The 16,257-nt window shown below is 73.2% G+C and carries 12 protein-coding genes; 4 read left to right on the top strand and 8 right to left on the bottom strand.

Annotated features, from left to right (window positions below):
- Nucleotides 1–151: 151 nt before the first annotated feature.
- Nucleotides 152–1,624 (top strand): AI-2E family transporter, encoded by a 1,473-nt coding sequence (locus ACIP4P_RS33335; protein WP_400924942.1) that lies wholly within the window; start codon nt 152–154, stop codon nt 1,622–1,624.
- 12 nt (nt 1,625–1,636) lie between these two features.
- Here ACIP4P_RS33335 and ACIP4P_RS33330 read toward each other — a convergent pair whose 3' ends face one another.
- The 3 genes from ACIP4P_RS33330 to ACIP4P_RS33320 all read right to left on the bottom strand — a co-directional run bounded on the left by ACIP4P_RS33330 (nt 1,637) and on the right by ACIP4P_RS33320 (nt 4,476).
- A complete protein-coding gene (locus ACIP4P_RS33330; RefSeq protein ID WP_400924876.1) occupies nt 1,637–3,274 on the bottom strand; it encodes an alpha/beta hydrolase in 1,638 nt (545 codons plus the stop codon).
- A gap of 104 nt (nt 3,275–3,378) precedes the next feature.
- Entirely contained in the window at nt 3,379–3,921 is a 543-nt protein-coding gene (locus tag ACIP4P_RS33325; protein ID WP_400924874.1) for an alkyl hydroperoxide reductase, read from the bottom strand.
- 3 nt (nt 3,922–3,924) lie between these two features.
- Nucleotides 3,925–4,476, bottom strand: a complete 552-nt coding sequence (locus tag ACIP4P_RS33320) for a peroxiredoxin (protein ID WP_350515070.1) — start codon at nt 4,474–4,476, stop codon at nt 3,925–3,927.
- A 192-nt stretch (nt 4,477–4,668) separates the two neighbouring features.
- On the opposite strand from ACIP4P_RS33320, the gene ACIP4P_RS33315 reads away from it, so the two are divergent.
- Nucleotides 4,669–5,691 (top strand): LysR substrate-binding domain-containing protein, encoded by a 1,023-nt coding sequence (locus ACIP4P_RS33315; protein WP_400924872.1) that lies wholly within the window; start codon nt 4,669–4,671, stop codon nt 5,689–5,691.
- 9 nt (nt 5,692–5,700) lie between these two features.
- Here ACIP4P_RS33315 and ACIP4P_RS33310 read toward each other — a convergent pair whose 3' ends face one another.
- Nucleotides 5,701–6,381, bottom strand: coding sequence for a TetR/AcrR family transcriptional regulator (locus ACIP4P_RS33310; protein WP_400924870.1), 681 nt, complete (start codon nt 6,379–6,381; stop codon nt 5,701–5,703).
- Between the two features lie 144 nt (nt 6,382–6,525).
- Between ACIP4P_RS33310 and ACIP4P_RS33305 the strand changes: the two genes are divergently transcribed.
- Nucleotides 6,526–8,709 carry an MMPL family transporter gene (locus tag ACIP4P_RS33305; protein ID WP_400924868.1) on the top strand — a complete coding sequence of 728 codons (2,184 nt, stop codon included), beginning with the start codon at nt 6,526–6,528 and terminating at the stop codon, nt 8,707–8,709.
- A 116-nt stretch (nt 8,710–8,825) separates the two neighbouring features.
- Here the strand turns inward: ACIP4P_RS33305 and ACIP4P_RS33300 are convergent, their stop codons facing one another.
- The 3 genes from ACIP4P_RS33300 to ACIP4P_RS33290 all read right to left on the bottom strand — a co-directional run bounded on the left by ACIP4P_RS33300 (nt 8,826) and on the right by ACIP4P_RS33290 (nt 15,013).
- On the bottom strand, nt 8,826–10,721 hold the full coding sequence (locus tag ACIP4P_RS33300; RefSeq protein WP_400924866.1) for a SpoIIE family protein phosphatase: 1,896 nt from the start codon (nt 10,719–10,721) through the stop codon (nt 8,826–8,828).
- Between the two features lie 81 nt (nt 10,722–10,802).
- A complete protein-coding gene (locus tag ACIP4P_RS33295) occupies nt 10,803–11,567 on the bottom strand; it encodes a methyltransferase domain-containing protein (RefSeq protein WP_400924864.1) in 765 nt (254 codons plus the stop codon).
- A 482-nt stretch (nt 11,568–12,049) separates the two neighbouring features.
- On the bottom strand, nt 12,050–15,013 hold the full coding sequence (locus ACIP4P_RS33290; protein ID WP_400924862.1) for a BTAD domain-containing putative transcriptional regulator: 2,964 nt from the start codon (nt 15,011–15,013) through the stop codon (nt 12,050–12,052).
- A 214-nt stretch (nt 15,014–15,227) separates the two neighbouring features.
- Here ACIP4P_RS33290 and ACIP4P_RS33285 point away from each other — a divergent pair, with 214 nt between their 5' ends.
- Entirely contained in the window at nt 15,228–15,500 is a 273-nt protein-coding gene (locus ACIP4P_RS33285) for a hypothetical protein (RefSeq protein ID WP_400924860.1), read from the top strand.
- Nucleotides 15,501–15,997: 497 nt separating this feature from the next.
- Here the strand turns inward: ACIP4P_RS33285 and ACIP4P_RS33280 are convergent, their stop codons facing one another.
- Nucleotides 15,998–16,216, bottom strand: a complete 219-nt coding sequence (locus tag ACIP4P_RS33280) for a hypothetical protein (RefSeq protein ID WP_400924858.1) — start codon at nt 16,214–16,216, stop codon at nt 15,998–16,000.
- Nucleotides 16,217–16,257 lie beyond the last annotated feature (41 nt).

Raw genomic sequence — 16,257 nt, 5'->3', positions numbered from 1 at the left:
CACCCCTGGCGGGCGGACTCGCCCCACCCCTGCCGGGTAGCGTCATCCCTGACGGCCGTGGCGGGACCCACGGCGTACCGCCGGACTCGGCGGGTCCGGTAGGGAAGCGGTGGTAGTGCGGATGGCGCGGGGCGGAAAGGCCTTGAAGGCCGTGGCCAAGGGCATGGCCGTGGTGGCGAGCGCGGCCGCCGTGATCGAACGGCGCCGACGCGCCGGGATGGCGGCCGATCCGCACGAGCTCCCGGTTCCCGTCCACGCGGAGGTGCCGGGCCCGGTGCCGGTCCCGCGTGCCGACCCGGCTCCCGCTCCCACTCCTGTCCCTGCCGCCGTCCCCGCCGTTCCCGGTCCCGAGCCGGTCGCCGACGCGGCTCCGGCCCCGGTGCCCGCGGTCCCCGCGCCCGCCGCGCCCGGCGGACTCGGCCGGGAGCACCACCCCGGACGGCCCGCCACCCCCGCCGAGGCGGTGCCCTGGGGCCTGCGGGTGGCCGCCGAGTCGACCTGGCGACTGCTGCTGCTCGGCGCCGCGCTCTACGTCCTCTTCTACGTCGTCGACATGCTGCGGCTGGTCGCCTTCTCGGTGCTGGCCTCGCTGCTGATCACCGCGCTGCTGGAGCCCTCGGTCTCCTGGCTGCGCCGGCGCGGGGTGCCGCGCTCGCTGGCGGCCGGCGGGGTGTTCCTCAGCGGCCTGGCCGGGATCGGGCTGGTCGGCTGGTTCGTGGTCTGGCAGGTGTCCACCAACCTGCCGGACGTCACCAACCAGGTGAAGACCGGCGTCAACCAGTTGCGCGACTGGCTGATCACCGGGCCGTTCCACCTGACCCAGCAGCAGATCACCGACTTCGCCAACCAGATCACCAAGGCCATCACCACCAACACCGACCAGATCACCTCGGCCTCGATCACCGGCGCGCAGATCGCCGTCGAGATCCTGACCGCGCTGCTGATGACCTTCTTCACCACCTTCTTCTTCCTCTACGACGGCGCGAAGATCTGGAACTGGGCGCTGCGCGGCCTGCCCCGGCAGTCCCGCTTCGCGATGGCCGGGGCCGGCCCGAAGGCCTGGATCACGCTCACCGCGTACGTGCGCGGCACCGTCTGCGTGGCCTTCATCGACGCGGTCTGCATCGGCGTCGGGATCGACCTGCTGGGCGTGCCGCTGGCCATGCCGCTGGCCGTGATCATCTTCCTCGGTGCCTTCGTCCCGCTGGTCGGCGCCCTGGTCACCGGAACGGTCGCGGTGCTGATCGCGCTGGTCACCCAGGGGCCGTGGACGGCGCTGATGGTGCTGGTCGTGCTGATCGCGGTGATGCAGGTGGAGAGCCACATCCTCCAGCCGCTGATCCTCGGCCGGGCCGTCCGGGTCCACCCGCTCGGCGTGGTCCTCGGCGTCGCGGCCGGCGGCATCATCGGCGGCATCGGCGGTGCGGTGGTCGCCGTCCCGCTGATCGCCGTCATCAACACCGTGGTCGCCCATCTGCGGCGCCGCAACGAAGCCGGCCAGGCGGTGTTCACGGCCCTCGAAGCCGCCCGCGAGGCCGCCGAACGCACCGCCGCGGCCCAGCCGACACCGGCGACAACGGGCCAGCCGACACCGGCGACAACGGCCCAACCTGCGGTGGACTAGGACGTCGGTCCGTCACCGGGGGTCGTCCGGGCTGATCCGGTCGCCGTGGCCGCTGACGATCCGGCCGATGTTGTCGATCGAGGTGTGGTCGTCGCCGGGGCCGTCGTCCCAGTAGGACGAGTGCGCGGTGAAGTCGGGGGAGCCGCCGTCCACGGCGAAGCGGCGGGCGCCGAAGTCCGCGCCGGCCGGGTCCCGGGCGTACCAGCCGAGGTGCGAGACGTGGTCCCAGGCGGCGGCGCCGACGTAGGTGTGATCGGCGCCCACCGAGAACTCCGAGGCGTGCGACGCGTCGGTGCCGGGGCTGCCGACCAGGATGACGTCGTCGGCCGCGATCCCGACCGGTCCCCGCGCGGCGAGGCCGACCAGCAGCGAACCGAAGCTGTGGCCCTGGGCCGTGACATGGGCCGGCGGACCCCGGTGGGTGACGCGCTGTCCGTCGAGGAACCTGCGGTAGGCGTCGACGCCGCCCCGGGCGCGGGCCCGGTCGCCGGCCTCCGGGAAGGTGAGCGGGGCGTCGTAGCCCAGCCAGGCGATGGACGCCGTGCTGCGGGTCGGGTCGGCGCGCCGGGCCGCGTCGTACACGGCCTTCGCCCGGTCGGCGTCCCCGCCGCCGATCCGCCGCAGCGTGGTGCCCAGGCCGCCGACCAGGGTGGTGACGTCGTCGGCGGTGTCCGGGTCGCCGAAGGAGATGATCCCGCGGCCCTGCCCGCGCCCGCCGACGCCGAGCAGCAGGACCGGTGGGTCCGTCCCGTCGGTCCGGCGCAGCCGTTCGGCGATCCCCAGGTACCCGCTCAGCTTCAGCTCGCCGTACGGGTCGGACGACGGCCCGCCGGGCCGGTACCCGGCGATGAGTCGCGGCAGGAGGATCCGGTTGGCCCGGTCCCGGGCCGCGGCGGGGACGCCGTCGCGGTCGCCGACCAGGTCCGGGTGCTCCTCGATCAGCCAGCGCTGCCGGTCGGCGGGCAGCGCGTTCCACCAGGCGTTCACCTCGACGGGTGACGCTCCGTCCGCCGGGACGCTGCCGAGCAGCAGGTTGTCCGGGGCGAGGCCGAGGTCGAGCCGGTCGCCGAGGGCGCGGTGCGGGTCGAGGCCGGTGCCGTCGCGGGCGCGGGCGGTGTAGTGCCGGAGCCGGGTGGCGAGGGCCCGGTCGACGGTGTCGGCCTCGGTGAGGGCGGTGCCGATGCGGGTGGCGAGGGCCTCGGCGGTCCGGGCACGGGCGCCCTCGTCCGCGGAGTCGTGTCGGTCGGCGGGGGAGGCGGATGCCGGGTCGACGACGCCGTGTTCGTCGACCGCTATGCCCGCGGCCCGTACGTCCTCCAGGGCCTTGCGCAGGGCCGACTGGGCGAGGACGAGGGCGTCGGCGCCGGTCCGGAGGGCCTGGCCGATCTGCCCGAGTTCGGTGCGGGCCGCCGTCAGTCCGCCGGTGGCGCGCCGGAGGGCGGGGGCCGCCGCGTCGGCGGCGGGGCCGGTCCAGTCGGCGGCGGTCAGCCGTCGCTCGACGCCGTCGCGCCAGTTCTCCAGGTGTCGTCCGAAGTCGCCGCGCAGTCGCTCGTACGCGTCGGCGGTGCCGTGCAGCAGGGTGAAGTCGGTGTCGCGCAGCGTCGCGAGGTCCATGGCCGTCGGCCCCCTGCCCGCAGTGGTGTCGTGCACGGATCGCCTTGCACTGTAGCGGAGTTGGGCTCGCCAGCTGCCTGCGCAAACGCCGACGGGCCCCTCCGGCAAGCGGAGGGGCCCGTCAGGGAGTGCGGGGTGCGTCAGGCGCCGGCGGCGGCGAGGGCGGCCTCGGAGTCGAGGACGCTGGCCACGGCCTGCAGGACGGCGGCGATCTTCATCGAGGCCTGGACGACCTCGCGCTCGACACCGGCCTTGCGCAGCACGGCCTCGTGCGAGTCGAGGCACTGGCCGCAGCCGTTGATGGCCGAGACGGCGAAGCACCAGAGCTCGAAGTCGACCTTCTCGACGCCCGGGGTGCCGATGATGTTCATCCGCAGACCGGCCCGCATCGTGCTGTACTCCTTGTCGGAGAGCAGGTGCAGCGTCCGGTAGTAGACGTTGTTCATCCCCATGATCGCGGCCGCGCCCTTGGCGGCGGTGTACGCCTCCGGGGAGAGGTTGGCCTTGGCCTCGGGCTCCAGCTCACGCAGCAGGCCGGGGCTGCGGGTGGCCATCGCGCAGGACAGCACGGTGCCCCAGAGCTGCTGGGCGGGGAGGTCGGAGTTGCCGATGACCGAGCCCAGGTTGAGCTTGAGGTCCTTGGCGTAGTCCGGGAGGGCGGCCTTCAGGTCGTCGAGGGCCATGGGTCAGCCCGCCAGCAGGGCCTGGGCGTCGAGGGTGTCCTCGCCCTTGGTCCAGTTGCACGGGCACAGCTCGTCGGTCTGCAGGGCGTCCAGCACCCGCAGGACCTCCTTGGGGTTACGGCCGACGGAGCCGGCGGTGACCATGACGAACTGGATCTCGTTGTTCGGGTCGACGATGAACACGGCGCGCTGGGCGGTGCCGTCCTCGCCCTCGACGCCGCAGGCGCGCATCAGGTCGTGCTTGATGTCGGCCAGCATCGGGAAGGGCAGGTCGCGCAGGTCCTTGTGGTCCTTGCGCCAGGCGTGGTGCACGAACTCGGAGTCGCCGGAGACACCGAGGATCTGGGCGTCACGGTCGGCGAACTCGTCGTTCAGCTTGCCGAACGCGGCGATCTCGGTCGGGCAGACGAAGGTGAAGTCCATCGGCCAGAAGAAGACGATCTTCCACTTGCCCTCGTAGGTCTTGTGGTCGATGTCGGCGAAGGCGCTCGCGGCATCCAGGTCGACACAGGCCTTGAGGTCGAACTCGGGGAACTTGTCACCGATCGTGAGCACGTTCGCTTCTCCTGAAGTGAGACTGAGGGGAGTTTTGTCCGGATTCCGGACACCACCCACAATTCCACATCGTGGACTGATCAGGGAAATAGCTAGACTGGATGTGTCTGATCGGAGATTGCTATCAGTACCGAACCGCCCACGTCCCGTCCCCGCCCCCGCAGGGCCGTCGCCGGCAAACCCGAGCCGACTGTGGGGAGCGCCACATTCCGCAACCCGCGCACCCCGACGGTGGCCCAGCTCAGGGCCTTCGTCGCGGTGGCCGAGCACCGGCACTTCCGGGAGGCCGCCGCCGCGACCGGGACCAGCCAGCCGGCGCTGTCCGGGGCGGTCGCGGCGCTGGAGGAGTCGCTGGGCGCGCAGCTGGTCGAGCGTACGACGCGCAAGGTGATTGTCACCCCACTGGGGGAGCGTGTGCACGCTCACGCGCGCCGGGTGCTCGCCTCGCTGCAGGCTCTCACCGAGGAGGTCGAGGCCGCCCGCCGTCCGTTCACCGGGCCGCTGCACCTCGGGGTGATCCCCACCGTCGCACCGTATCTGCTGCCCACCGTGCTGCGGCTGGTCCGCGACCGCTTCCCGGAGCTGGAGCTGCACGTCCACGAGGAGCGCACCCCCTCGCTGCTGGAGGGCCTGGCCGCCGGGCGGCTGGACGTCCTGCTGCTCGCCCTGCCGGCCGGCGGCTCCTCGCCGACCCGGGACATCCCGCTGTTCGACGAGGACTTCGTGCTGGTCACCCCGGCCGGGCACGCGCTCGCCGGGCGGGTCGACGTCCCGCGCGACGCGCTGCTCGACCTGGACGTGCTGCTGCTGGAGGAGGGCCACTGCCTGCGTGACCAGGCGCTGGACATCTGCCGTGAGGTCGGCGCCGACCCGGCCGGCTCCACCACCCGGGCGGCGGGGCTGTCCACCCTGGTCCAGCTGGTCGCCGGCGGCCTCGGGGTGACCCTGCTGCCCGCCACCGCGCTGGACGTCGAGGCCGGCCGCGCCGACCGGCTGGCCGCCGTCCGCTTCGCCGCCCCGGCGCCCGGCCGCCGGATCGGCCTGGCCACCCGGCCCGGCTCGGCCCGCAGCGCCGAGTACGAGCGCTTCGCCGCCGCGCTGCGCGAGGTGCTGGCCGAACTGCCGGTCCGGATCGTCGACGGCGGCGAGGGTCGGGGCGCGGACCAGGGCCGGGGCGCGGACCAGGACCGGGCCGCGGACCAGGATCAGGACTAAGGGCTGGGACTAGGACTGGGGCTGGGCCCGGGGCGTCGACCGGGCCCGGCCCTGGGCCTGCGGCCGGTCCTCGGTCGCCGGTTCGCCGAGGCAGAGTCCGACCGTGCTCGCCACCAGCAGGTCCAGCGCCTCCACGGTGTTCCGGTCGGGCTGTTCGCCGGGCTGCCGGCGGATCAGGTGGCGGGCGGTCAGGCCGTCGAAGCCGCTGAGGAAGTGGACGGCGATCCGCTCGGCGGGCAGTGCCGGGGTCAGCCCGTGGGTGGCGGCGAGGGTGGCGAGCATCTCGGTGGCGGTGCCCTCGATCGCGCGCTGGAGCCCGAGCATGATCTCCCGGACGTCCGGGTCGCGCATCGCCAGCGCGCCGAACTCGCTCAGCAGGACGCAGCGCCCCTCCTCGCCGGTGGCGGCGTCCCAGAGCGCGTGTACCAGGGTGCGGACCTGTTCGCCGAACGGGCCGTCGCCCGGGGAGGCGGCGCGCACCTGGCCGATGAACTGGGCGGCGACCTCCTCGACGACGGCCCGGTAGAGGTCCTTCTTGGTGCCGAAGGTGTAGTGCACCGTCGCCTGTGCCACGCCCAGCTCGGCCGCGATCGCGCGGGTGCTGCCGGCGGAGACCCCTTCCCGGGTCATCAGGTCGATCGCGGCCCGGACCAGTTGGGGTCGGCGTTCGGAGGCGGGGACATGAGCCATTGGGCCAGGGTAGCGCCACGATCGGACAACTGTGTCAGTCGATCTTGTCACCCAACTTTGTCACCCGACAAACTTAGGTCTACCGTGGGAGGGGTTCGCTCAGGCATCCGCCTGTCCGCCGACCGCACCGCGAGGGGTCAGACCTTGGCCACGTACCTGTACCGACTGGGCCGCCACTGCTTCCGGAGAAGGCGCGCCGTGCTGGCCGTCTGGGTCGCGCTGCTGATCGCGATCGGCGGGGCCGCGGGCGCCTTCGCGGGCAAGACCAGCGACGAGTTCAAGGTCCCCGGCACCGAGGCGCAGGCCACCCTGGACCGGATCAAGGGCACCTTCCCCGAGCAGGGCCACGGCTCCGCCCAGGTGGTCTTCGCCGCCGACGCGCCCGGCGGCATCGCCTCGCCCGCGTCGGCCAAGGCGGTCGGCGAGGCCGTCGCCCGGATCGCCCACGTCCCGGGCGTGGCCGCGGCGCCCGACCCGTACGCCACCGGCGCGGTCTCCCCGGACGGGAAGGTCGCGATCGCGCTGGTCTCCTTCGACCACAAGCTCGCCGAGGTCACCGACCAGCAGCGGGACGCCGTCCGGGCCGCCGCCGAACCGGCCCGCGCGGCCGGGCTGGACGTGGCCTTCGGCGGCGACGCCTACAACCGGTTCGCCCAGATCGAGGGCGGCTCCGAGGCGATCGGCCTGGTGGTGGCCGGGCTGGTGCTGGTGATCACCCTCGGCACCCTGGTCGCGGCCGGGCTGCCGCTGCTGACCGCGCTGGTCGGGGTGGCCGTCGCGATGGCCGGACTGCTCGCGCTGACCGGCTCGTTCGAGATCATCACCACCGCGCCGGTGCTGGCGCTGATGGTCGGCCTCGCGGTCGGCATCGACTACGCGCTGTTCATCCTGTTCCGCTACCGCCGCCACCTGGACGAGGGCCTGGAGCCCGAGGAGTCCGCCGCCCGGGCCACCGCCACCGCCGGCAGCGCCGTCGTCTTCGCCGGGCTGACCGTGGTGGTGGCGCTCGCCGGACTCGCCGTCGCGGGCGTCCCGTTCCTCACCGTGATGGGCCTGGCCGCCTCCGGCGCCGTCGTGGTGGCCGTCCTGGTCGCGATCACCCTGCTGCCCGCGGTGCTGGGCTTCACCGGCCGGGCGATCGACCGGCTGCCGATCTGGAAGCGGGCGCTGACCACCAACGGCAAGGTCACCCTGGGCGAGCGCTGGGCCCGCTTCGTGGTCCGCCGCCCGCTGCCCGTGCTGCTGGTCGGCCTGGCCGGGCTGGGCGCCATGGCGGTGCCCGCCGCGAGCCTCGACCTGGGCCTGCCCGGCGGCGGTTCACAGGCCGTCGGGACGGACGCCCGCAAGGCGTACGACCTGGTCAGCGACGGCTTCGGGCCCGGTTTCAACGCGCCGCTGGTGGTGGTCGTGGACGCCCACGGCGCGCCGCACCCGGAGCAGGCGGTGAAGGAGACGGCCGGCCGGCTGCAGGGCCTGAAGGGCGTGCAGACCCTGCTGCCGCCGAAGGTCGACCAGGCCAGCGGCACCGCCCTGCTGCCCGTCATCCCGAAGACCGGCCCGGACGACCAGGCCACCGTGGCGCTGGTCGGCGAGATCCGCGACCAGCGCGCCGCGATCGAGTCCGCGACCGGCGCGAGCATCGCCGTCACCGGCACCGCCGCCGCCAACATCGACGTCTCCGACAAGCTCGGCCAGGCCCTGCCGCCGTTCGTCGCGGTGATCGTCGGCATCGCCCTGGTGCTGCTGGCGCTGGCCTTCCGCTCGGTGCTGGTGCCGCTCAAGGCGGTGCTGGGCTTCCTGCTCAGCATCCTGGCCTCGCTCGGCGCGGTGGTCGCGGTCTACCAGTGGGGCTGGCTGGACGGCCTGATCGACGTGCCCAAGGTCGGCCCGGTGGTCAGCTTCGTGCCGATCCTGCTGATCGGTGTGCTGTTCGGGCTGGCGATGGACTACGAGCTGTTCCTGGTCTCCGGGATGAAGGAGCAGTACGTCCACGGCAAGGCGCCGCGCGAGGCGGTCGTCGGCGGGGTGAAGGGCGGCGCCCGGGTGGTGACGGCGGCCGCGCTGATCATGATCTCGGTGTTCGGCGCCTTCGTCCTCGGCCACGACCCGATCGTCCAACCGATCGGCTTCGCCCTCGCGGTGGGCGTGCTGGTGGACGCCTTCGTGGTGCGGATGGCGCTGGTGCCGGCCGCGATGGCGCTGTTCGGCCGGGCCGCCTGGTGGTTCCCGAAGCGGCTGGAGAAGGTCGTGCCGAAGGTCGACATGGAGGGCGAGCAGCTGATCGCCCGGCTGGAGCGGGACCGGGCCGAGGAGCCGGTGAAGGTGTGACCGGCGGCGGGCCCGGCGCACCCCGCCGGGCCCGCTCCGCCCCTGCGGCGGGCGCTGCTCGAAGCTCCTGCTCGTAGCTCCTGCTCGTAGCCACGCGCGGCGGCTGCCGCGCGCAGCTACTGCGGCAGCCGCTGCTCGAACCAGACCACCTTGCCGGTGCCCAGCCGGGTGGCGCCCCAGCGGTCCGCGCACCGGGCCACTATCTGCAGCCCGCGCCCGCGTTCGTCCTCCGGACCGGTACGGCGCGGGCGCGGCAGCAGCGGGCTGTCGTCGCCCACCTCGCAGCGCAGTCGGGCGGTGCGCACCAGGCTCAGGGTGACCGGCCGGGTCGCGTGCTGGACGGCGTTGGTCACCAGCTCGCTGACCATCAGCTCGGTCGCCTCGCTCAACTCGTCCAGCCCCCACCGGCGCAGCGTGTGCGCGGCCAGCCGGCGGGCCCGGCCGGGCGTCTCGTTGCGCGGCTGCAGGTACCAGTGGGCGACGTCCCCGGCCGGGATGCCGTCGAAGCAGGCGCCCAGCAGGGCGATGTCGTCGCCGCGGTCCCCGGGCGGCAGGATCCGCAGCGCCTCCTGGCACAGCTGCTCGGGAGACTGCCAGCGGGCGGCCTCGATCCGCGCGCGGAGCACCTCCAGCCCGTCGCTGAGCGGGCGGGTGCGGGTCTCCACCAGGCCGTCGGTGAACAGCAGCAGCGCCGAGCCGGGCGGCGCGGGCAGTTCGACCGAGTTGAAGTCCACCCCGCCGACCCCGATCGGCGCCCCGGAGTCCAGCTCCACCAACTCGGCCGTGCCGTCCGGGCGGACCAGCACCGGCGGGACGTGTCCGGCGTTGGCCAGCACCACCCGGTTGGCGATCGGGTCGTACACCGCGTACACGCAGGTGGCCAGGTGCTGTTCCCGGCCGAGCCGTTGGGCCTGTTCGTCCAGGTGGTAGAGCACCTCGTGCGGCGGCAGGTCGAGGGCGGCCAAGGTCTGGGCGCTGGTGCGCAGTTGGCCCATGATGGCGGCCGAGGTGAGCGAGTGGCCCATCACGTCGCCGACGATCAGGGCGACCCGGTTGCCGGGCAGTGGGACCGCGTCGTACCAGTCGCCGCCGACCTGGGCGCCGCGCTCGCCGGGCAGGTAGCGCTGGGCGAGCCGGACGCCGTGCGACTGCGGCAGGCGCAACGGCAGCATGCTGCGCTGGAGTTCGTTGGCTATCTCCCACTCGCGGGCGTACCGCAGCGCGGTGTCCACGGCCAGTCCGGCCTGGGTCGCCAGGTGCGCGGCGGTCGCGGTGTCGGCCGCGTCGAAGGCCGGGCGGCCGGTGCGTTCAGGGGGACGGCGGATCAGCACCAGCAGGCCGAGGACGGCCTTGCGGCCGCGTAGCGGCAGGGCCACCACCGAGGTGCCGGCGGCCAGCCGGGCCAGCCCGCGGGTGCCGTACAGCTCGCGCAGCAGCGCCTCGGTGCGCTCGGCGGCGGGCGTGCCGAGGACGGCCGACTCGGCCGGGCGGCGGCTCAGCAGGATGTGCGCGAGCGGCCCGCCGCGGGTGACCGGGGTGGCCGGGCCGGTGTCCGCGGTCGAGCGGGAGCCGAACCGGGAGCGGTGCCGGTCGTCCGCGCCGCTCTTGCGGCCGCGCCGGCCGATCCGGGTGCCGGTGCTGTGGTGGATCCGCAGCTCCTCCGGGAAGCCCGGCTCGCGCTCGACGTTGGGCAGCGGGTCGCGCAGGTGGACGACCGCGGCGTCGGCGAGGGTCGGGACCAGCACCCGGCCGATGTTGCGCAGGGTCGCGGCCAGGTCGAGGGCGCTGTTGATCCGCCGGGTCGCCGCGTCGAGGTAGGCCAGGCGGTCCGCCACCCCGGTCGCGGGTGCTCCGGTTGTCGCCGTTCCCGCCGCCGCCCCCTCCGCCGGGGTGGCGGGGGCCGGCCGGGCGGTCGGCGGCCTCACCGGGGCGTGCGCCCGGGGCGGGACCACGCTGCGCTGGCCCGGGACGGCGGGCGGCTGCTCCGCCTCGGTCTTGAGCTGGTCGCGCACGGCTGCCTGTCCTGGATTCGGTGTGGTGGTCGGGCGGTCTGGTCGGTGGGCCTGCTGGTCCTGCGGCGGTCCTGCGGTCGGTCAGCCGACGCGTCGACAGCACAGGAACAGCTGTTCCTCCGGCGGCAGCGTGGTACTGGCCGGCGCGTACGGATGCCCCGAGCACTCCTCGACGGCGAAACCGGCCGCGACCAGAACCCGCTCCAGATCCTCCCTCAGATACCCACTGATCCGCAGCTCTCTGCCAAGGAACGGAAGCGGAACGTGATCCAGGTCCGCCTCGACCATACCGAGCACCAGCAGTCCGCCGGGCCGCAGGAGTTCGCGCAGCCGCCCCAGCACGGTCGGGATCTCGTCCAGCGGCAGCAGGATCAGCGAGAAGAACGCGGTGATCGCGGCGAACCCGCCCCGGCCCGTCGGGCCCAGCCCGGGGGCTCCCCAGACCCGGCCGGCCCGCTCGGTGGCCAGATCGTACAGGTCGATGCGGTGGAACTCGGCCGGGTGCGGGCCGGCGAACCCGGCCTGCCGGGCCAGCGTGAGCATCCCGTCGGACAGGTCTATCCCGGTCACCCGCAGCCCGCCGGCGGTCAGCTGGCGGACGGTCGGCTCGCCGGTGCCGCAGCCGACGTCCAGCACCCGGGCCCCGGGTTCGAGCTCGGCGAGCAGTTGCCGCCCGCACTCCAACTGGCCGTCCTTGGCCGGGAACGCCTCGCCGTAACAGGCCCCGATGGTGTCGAAGGCGACCGCCTGCAGGGCCCGGGCCGCCCGGCGTCGTCGCACGTCGGGGCCGTCGTCGCCGGCGTCCTCGCCGACCGGGAAAGCGTCGGATATCTGTCCGGTCGTCACGTTGAGGGACACCCTTCCACCCGTGGCCTCCGGTCGGCTCCTCCGCAGCCTCCTGGGCCGCTGCCGGTGGCGGTACGTCACGCTCCCCGCATCACACAGACGGCCTGCACCCCGACACGTTGCCGGCAGACACTCGTGTGCGTACTGGCATCTGAGAATATGCGTGATCACTGCGCCATGGGGTGCCTTTCCGGCCAACTCGTCATGCTTGGGCCGATCTGGACCGGGTCCGCGGAAGCACAGGGGTGCGGGCCGGGTGGTGCGTCCGGCCGCGCACGCCGCAGGGCGCGCCGGGGTGGCGGCGCTGACCTGCGGTTTCACCGGTCCGCGGGCTGACTATCGGACGTTTATCGAACGTCAATCGGCGCGGTGCACAGTGGAGCCCAGCGCCGGGGAAGCGTTGATGGCGCTCCCGCAGCCGGGGGGCTGCGGGAGCGCCGACGCGCGGATCGGGGGAGGTGCTCCGAGGGGGAGCGGAGGCCTCAAGGCGCGGGGGGAGATGAGAAGGGCTCGGTGTGCTGTCGGGAGATGAGGTCCGCTACGGGGGAGGCCTCCGGCACACCGAGCCGCGTGAAGATGGCGTGCGCCTCCTGGAGGCAGGCCAGGCCACGGGCCGGCTGCGCCAGGGCGAGCAGCGCCTCACCGAGGGCGGCGTTGGCCAGGCCCTGGCAGAAGGCGAAGTCCATCTCCTGGGCGATCGCCAGCGACTCGCCGGCGGCCTCGGCGGCCTCGGTGTGCTGCTCGGCGGCGAACAGGGCGGAGGCCAGCCGCGCGAGGGCGTAGCCCTCCCACAGCGCGTTGCGCTGGGACCGGTAGAGCTCATGGGCCTCGCGCAGGTGCGGCACGGCCTCGGGGCCGGGGAGCACCACGCCCAGTTGGTAGAGGGTCTGGGCGAGCAGCGGGTCGTTCTTGGCCGCGCGAGCGGCGGCGACACCTTCGCCGGCGGACTGGACCGCCGTGTCGATCATGCCGAGCCGGTGCTGTACCCGGGCCATGTTGCTGACCACCCGCGCCTCGATGTCCGGTGCGCCGACGGCTTGGCTGGTGGCCCGGGCCTGTTCGAGGAACACCAGCGCCTCGGCCGGACGATTGCTGACGTTCAGCATCACGCCCAGCATGTTGGCCGTGGCCACGAGCAGGACGGCCGAGTCGTCCGGCACCTGATGGTCGAGGCTCCGGCGGAAGGACTGCCCGGCTCCCTGGAAGTCGCTGATGACGGACTGCAAGGTGCCGCGGGCGAAGTACACCCGGGCGAGTGCGGCCGAGTCGTCACGACGCTCCGCTTCTTCGCCGAGGGCCTTCAGACTCCGGAGCGCCCGGGGACCGCGGGTCGGGTCCGGATCGATGCTGACGAGGTAGTTCAGCAGGTCGACGGCTGCGCGCTGCAGGGTGCTGGGGCCGCTCGCGGCGGCCTCGACGGCGCTGAGCAGAAGGCCGCCCTCGGTGCGCAGCCAGTCCCGTGCCGCGTGGCTCGTGGGCAAGCCGATTCCCGGCGAGGAGAGCGTGGTCAGCTGCTCGATCAGCGGTTCGTCCGGCTCGATGACCTGGAGCGCGTTGCGCACGGTCGGGATCAGCAGGGCGAGCAGCCGCAGGATCGCCCGCTCCTGCTCGTCCGTGTCCCCGATCCGCTCGTTCTTTCGCTGGGCGTAGAGCCGGAGCAGGTCGTGGTAGCGGTAGCGGCCTGGGGCGAAGCACTCCAGCATGTTCGCCTCGACCAGCGCCTCGGCGAGGTCCTCGGCGGTGTACTCCGCCACGCCGAGCAGCGCCGCGGCGGCCGCCAGCGGGATGTCGGGCGAGTCGATCAGGGCGAGCAGTCGAAAGGCGCGGGCCTCGTCCACGGACAGCTGTCCGTAGCCGAGCCCGATGGTGGTCTCCACGGCGAGGTTGCCGAGCTGGAGTTCGTCCAGTCGACGCCGCTGATCTGCTAACCGACTGGCCAGGTCGGAGACGCTCCAGCGCGGTCGGCTGGCCAGCCGGGCGGCGGCGATGCGGACGGCCAGCGGCAGGAGACCGCAGGCGGTGACGACCTTCATGGACGCCTCGGGCTCGGCGGCGACCCGGTGCTCGCCGACGATGGCCGAGAACAGTGAGAGTGCCTCGTCCGGTGTCAGCTCCTCGACGTCGAACAGCTGGGCACCCGGAATGCCGGCCAGCCGGGACCGGCTGGTGGCGAGCACCGCGCAGCCGGAGACGCCGGGGATCAGCGGTCGGATCTGGTCGGCGTCGCGTGCGTTGTCCAGCAGGATCAGCATCCGCCGGCTGGCGAGCAACGAGCGGTAGAGCGCGGCCCGTTGTTCGAGCGACTCGGGGTTCTCGGTGACGCCGAGGGCGTGCAGGAAATCGCCGAGGACGACTGCCGGGTCGGCCGGCGAGGCGCCGGCTCCGCGCAGGTCGACGTACAGCTGGCCGTCAGGGAAGTCGGAGCGGACCCGGTGGGCGACGTGGACGGCGAGAGTCGTCTTGCCGACGCCCCCGATGCCGGCCAACGAGGTCACCACCACTGCCTGGCCGGTGACGTTCATCAGGACCGCCGAGAGGTCGTCCACCAGCTCGGAGTGCCCGCTGAAGTCCGATACATCGGCCGGGAGTTGAGCCGGAGCCGGCGGACTGGCCGGGCCGTCCTCGCGGGCGGCGGGCGCGGGGACGGCCGGGAGGTTGAGCGCCGGGTCGCCCGCCAGGATGCGGTTGTGCATCCTGGACAGGCCGGTGCCCGGTTCGACGCCGAGCTCCTCGATCAGGAGCTTGCGGGTGTCGGTGTAGACGCCGAGGGCCTCGGCCTGCCGTCCGCACCGGTACAGCGCCAACATCAGCAGTTCGCGCAGGCGTTCGCGCAGCGGGTGCTCGGTCGTCAGGTTGTTGAGCTCGACGACGATCTCGGCGTGCAGGCCGATGTCGAGGGCGGCCGCGCACAGCTCCTCGGCGGCGGCGACCTGACGTTCGGCCAGCCGCAGCCGCTGGGTGTCGGCGTACGGGCCGGGGATGCCGGTGAGCGGACGGCCGCTGAACAGGTCCAGCGCCTGGGCCAGCAGACGGTGGGTCTCCCGCTTGTCACCTGCGGCGCGGGCGGCCGCGGCCTCGGTGGAGAGCCGCTCGAAGACCGACAGGTCGAGGGCCTCGCCCGGAATGCGCAGTGCGTAGCCGTCGGCGACGGAGACCAGCAGTTCGGCGGGTCGGCGCACCACCCGCTGGGGCTCGATGACCGCGCGCAGGCGGGAGACGTAGGTGCGGAGCGCGGCGACGGCCTGGGTCGGGGGCCGATCGCCCCACAGCGCGTCGACCAGGTCCTGGGTGGTGACCGGACGGCCGGAGTGCAGCAGGAGGGTGGTCAGGACGGCCTGCTGCTGGGGGGATCCGAGCGATAGCGGTTTGCCGTCGAGCCAGGCCTCCACCGGGCCGAGGACTTGGAAGCGCAGCGCATGCTCCTGCGGCGTCTCCCGAAACTCCATGAGGTCCCCCGATGGCCTGAGATGTCGATTCCGTGATTGGGCGCTCGGCGGTCCGCCGCGATGGATCAGCTTAGGCGGGCGCCCGACTCTGCCGGACGGCACCGCAAGCCGCACGATGTTTATCGGACATTTAATCAACCCTACGATACTGTCCGCGTGCCCGCGCCACGGAGGTCGGGCCGAACACCTTTGATGACCGAAAGGCGGCCGCCCAATGGCCAATGACCAGAGCGAGACCCCGGTGCCGTCGACGCCGCAGACCGCGACGCAGACCGTGGCCCCGGCAGCCGCTGTGGAGGCGGGCAGCGCTGTCGAGGGTGCGGTGACCGCTTCCTCGAACCCGGCCGGGTACACCGCGCCGACCGACGCCGACAAGATCGCGTTCGAGAACGGCACGTTCGGCGACGAGGGCGACTACGTGAACGAGCCCGCCGGCGTGCCGGGCGGCCCGCTCAAGCCGGAGAGCGCCGTCGGCGGTCACCCGTAGGCGGTCCCCGGCCAGAGCCTCCGCGCCCCCGTCCGGGTGCCGGGGGTACGTACATGTCGGTCCTGGAACAAAGCGCCTGATGATGTTGCATCATCGAACCAGTGTTCACCCGGAGGGGTGGGCCTGATGAGTTGGAGGGGTTCTGTGAGCAAGCTTCGTCGGGTTGCTGTGGTCGCCGTGTCGACCGCCATCGTGACCGCCGGCTACATGGCGACCGCCGCTGGCGCCTTCGCGAGCATCATTGGCGGCCACCCGTAGGCCGTTCCGGTCCACTGCCCCCGCATCCCGTCCGGGTGCGGGGGCGTTGTTGTCGGTGATGTGCGTGCCAATTCGTGTGCCGGTCCATCGGGTGGCCGATTCCCGTCCCCGGTGCACGCAAGGTGACCGTCGTCATCCGTAACGTGCCCGGCGGCTCGCCCGGGGCGTTCCGGAATTCCGGATTCACCGGGGGGATTACCGGGTTCCGAATGCCATGGTTTGCGTGGATTCATCCGCAATTACCGAGGCTGATCGCATTCAGCCGAATCGCGGGGCTGGGGGGCCGGGGAGACGTCGTGCGGTTCGGCGGCCCATTCCAGACCGCCGTGCTCGGGGCGCAGGTAGTACTCGCCGCCGATGGTGTCCATGTAGATGCCGGTGCGTCCGGTCCTCCGGTCGAGGACGAGTTCACCCACGTGCGGCCGGTAGGCCGGGGCGTTGCGCTGTCGGGTGCTCACCGCACTGCTCCTTCGCTCGGTCAGCGACTGGCAGACATCTC

Origin of the sequence: Kitasatospora sp. NPDC089509, from assembly GCF_044749365.1 — a bacterium.
Classification (GTDB): Bacteria; Actinomycetota; Actinomycetes; order Streptomycetales; family Streptomycetaceae; genus Kitasatospora.
Note: the sequence above shows the minus strand (reverse complement) of the source record. Positions and strands in the feature narration are given on the sequence as shown.

Excerpts from the sequence above, each read along its gene's own strand:
- ACIP4P_RS33325 (WP_400924874.1), bottom strand. The coding sequence starts at position 3,921 with ATGGCCCTCGACGACCTGAAGGCCGCCCTCCCGGACTACGCCAAGGAC.
- ACIP4P_RS33310 (WP_400924870.1), bottom strand. The coding sequence starts at position 6,381 with ATGGCTCATGTCCCCGCCTCCGAACGCCGACCCCAACTGGTCCGGGCC.
- ACIP4P_RS33290 (WP_400924862.1), bottom strand. The coding sequence starts at position 15,013 with ATGGAGTTTCGGGAGACGCCGCAGGAGCATGCGCTGCGCTTCCAAGTC.
- ACIP4P_RS33285 (WP_400924860.1), top strand. The coding sequence starts at position 15,228 with ATGGCCAATGACCAGAGCGAGACCCCGGTGCCGTCGACGCCGCAGACC.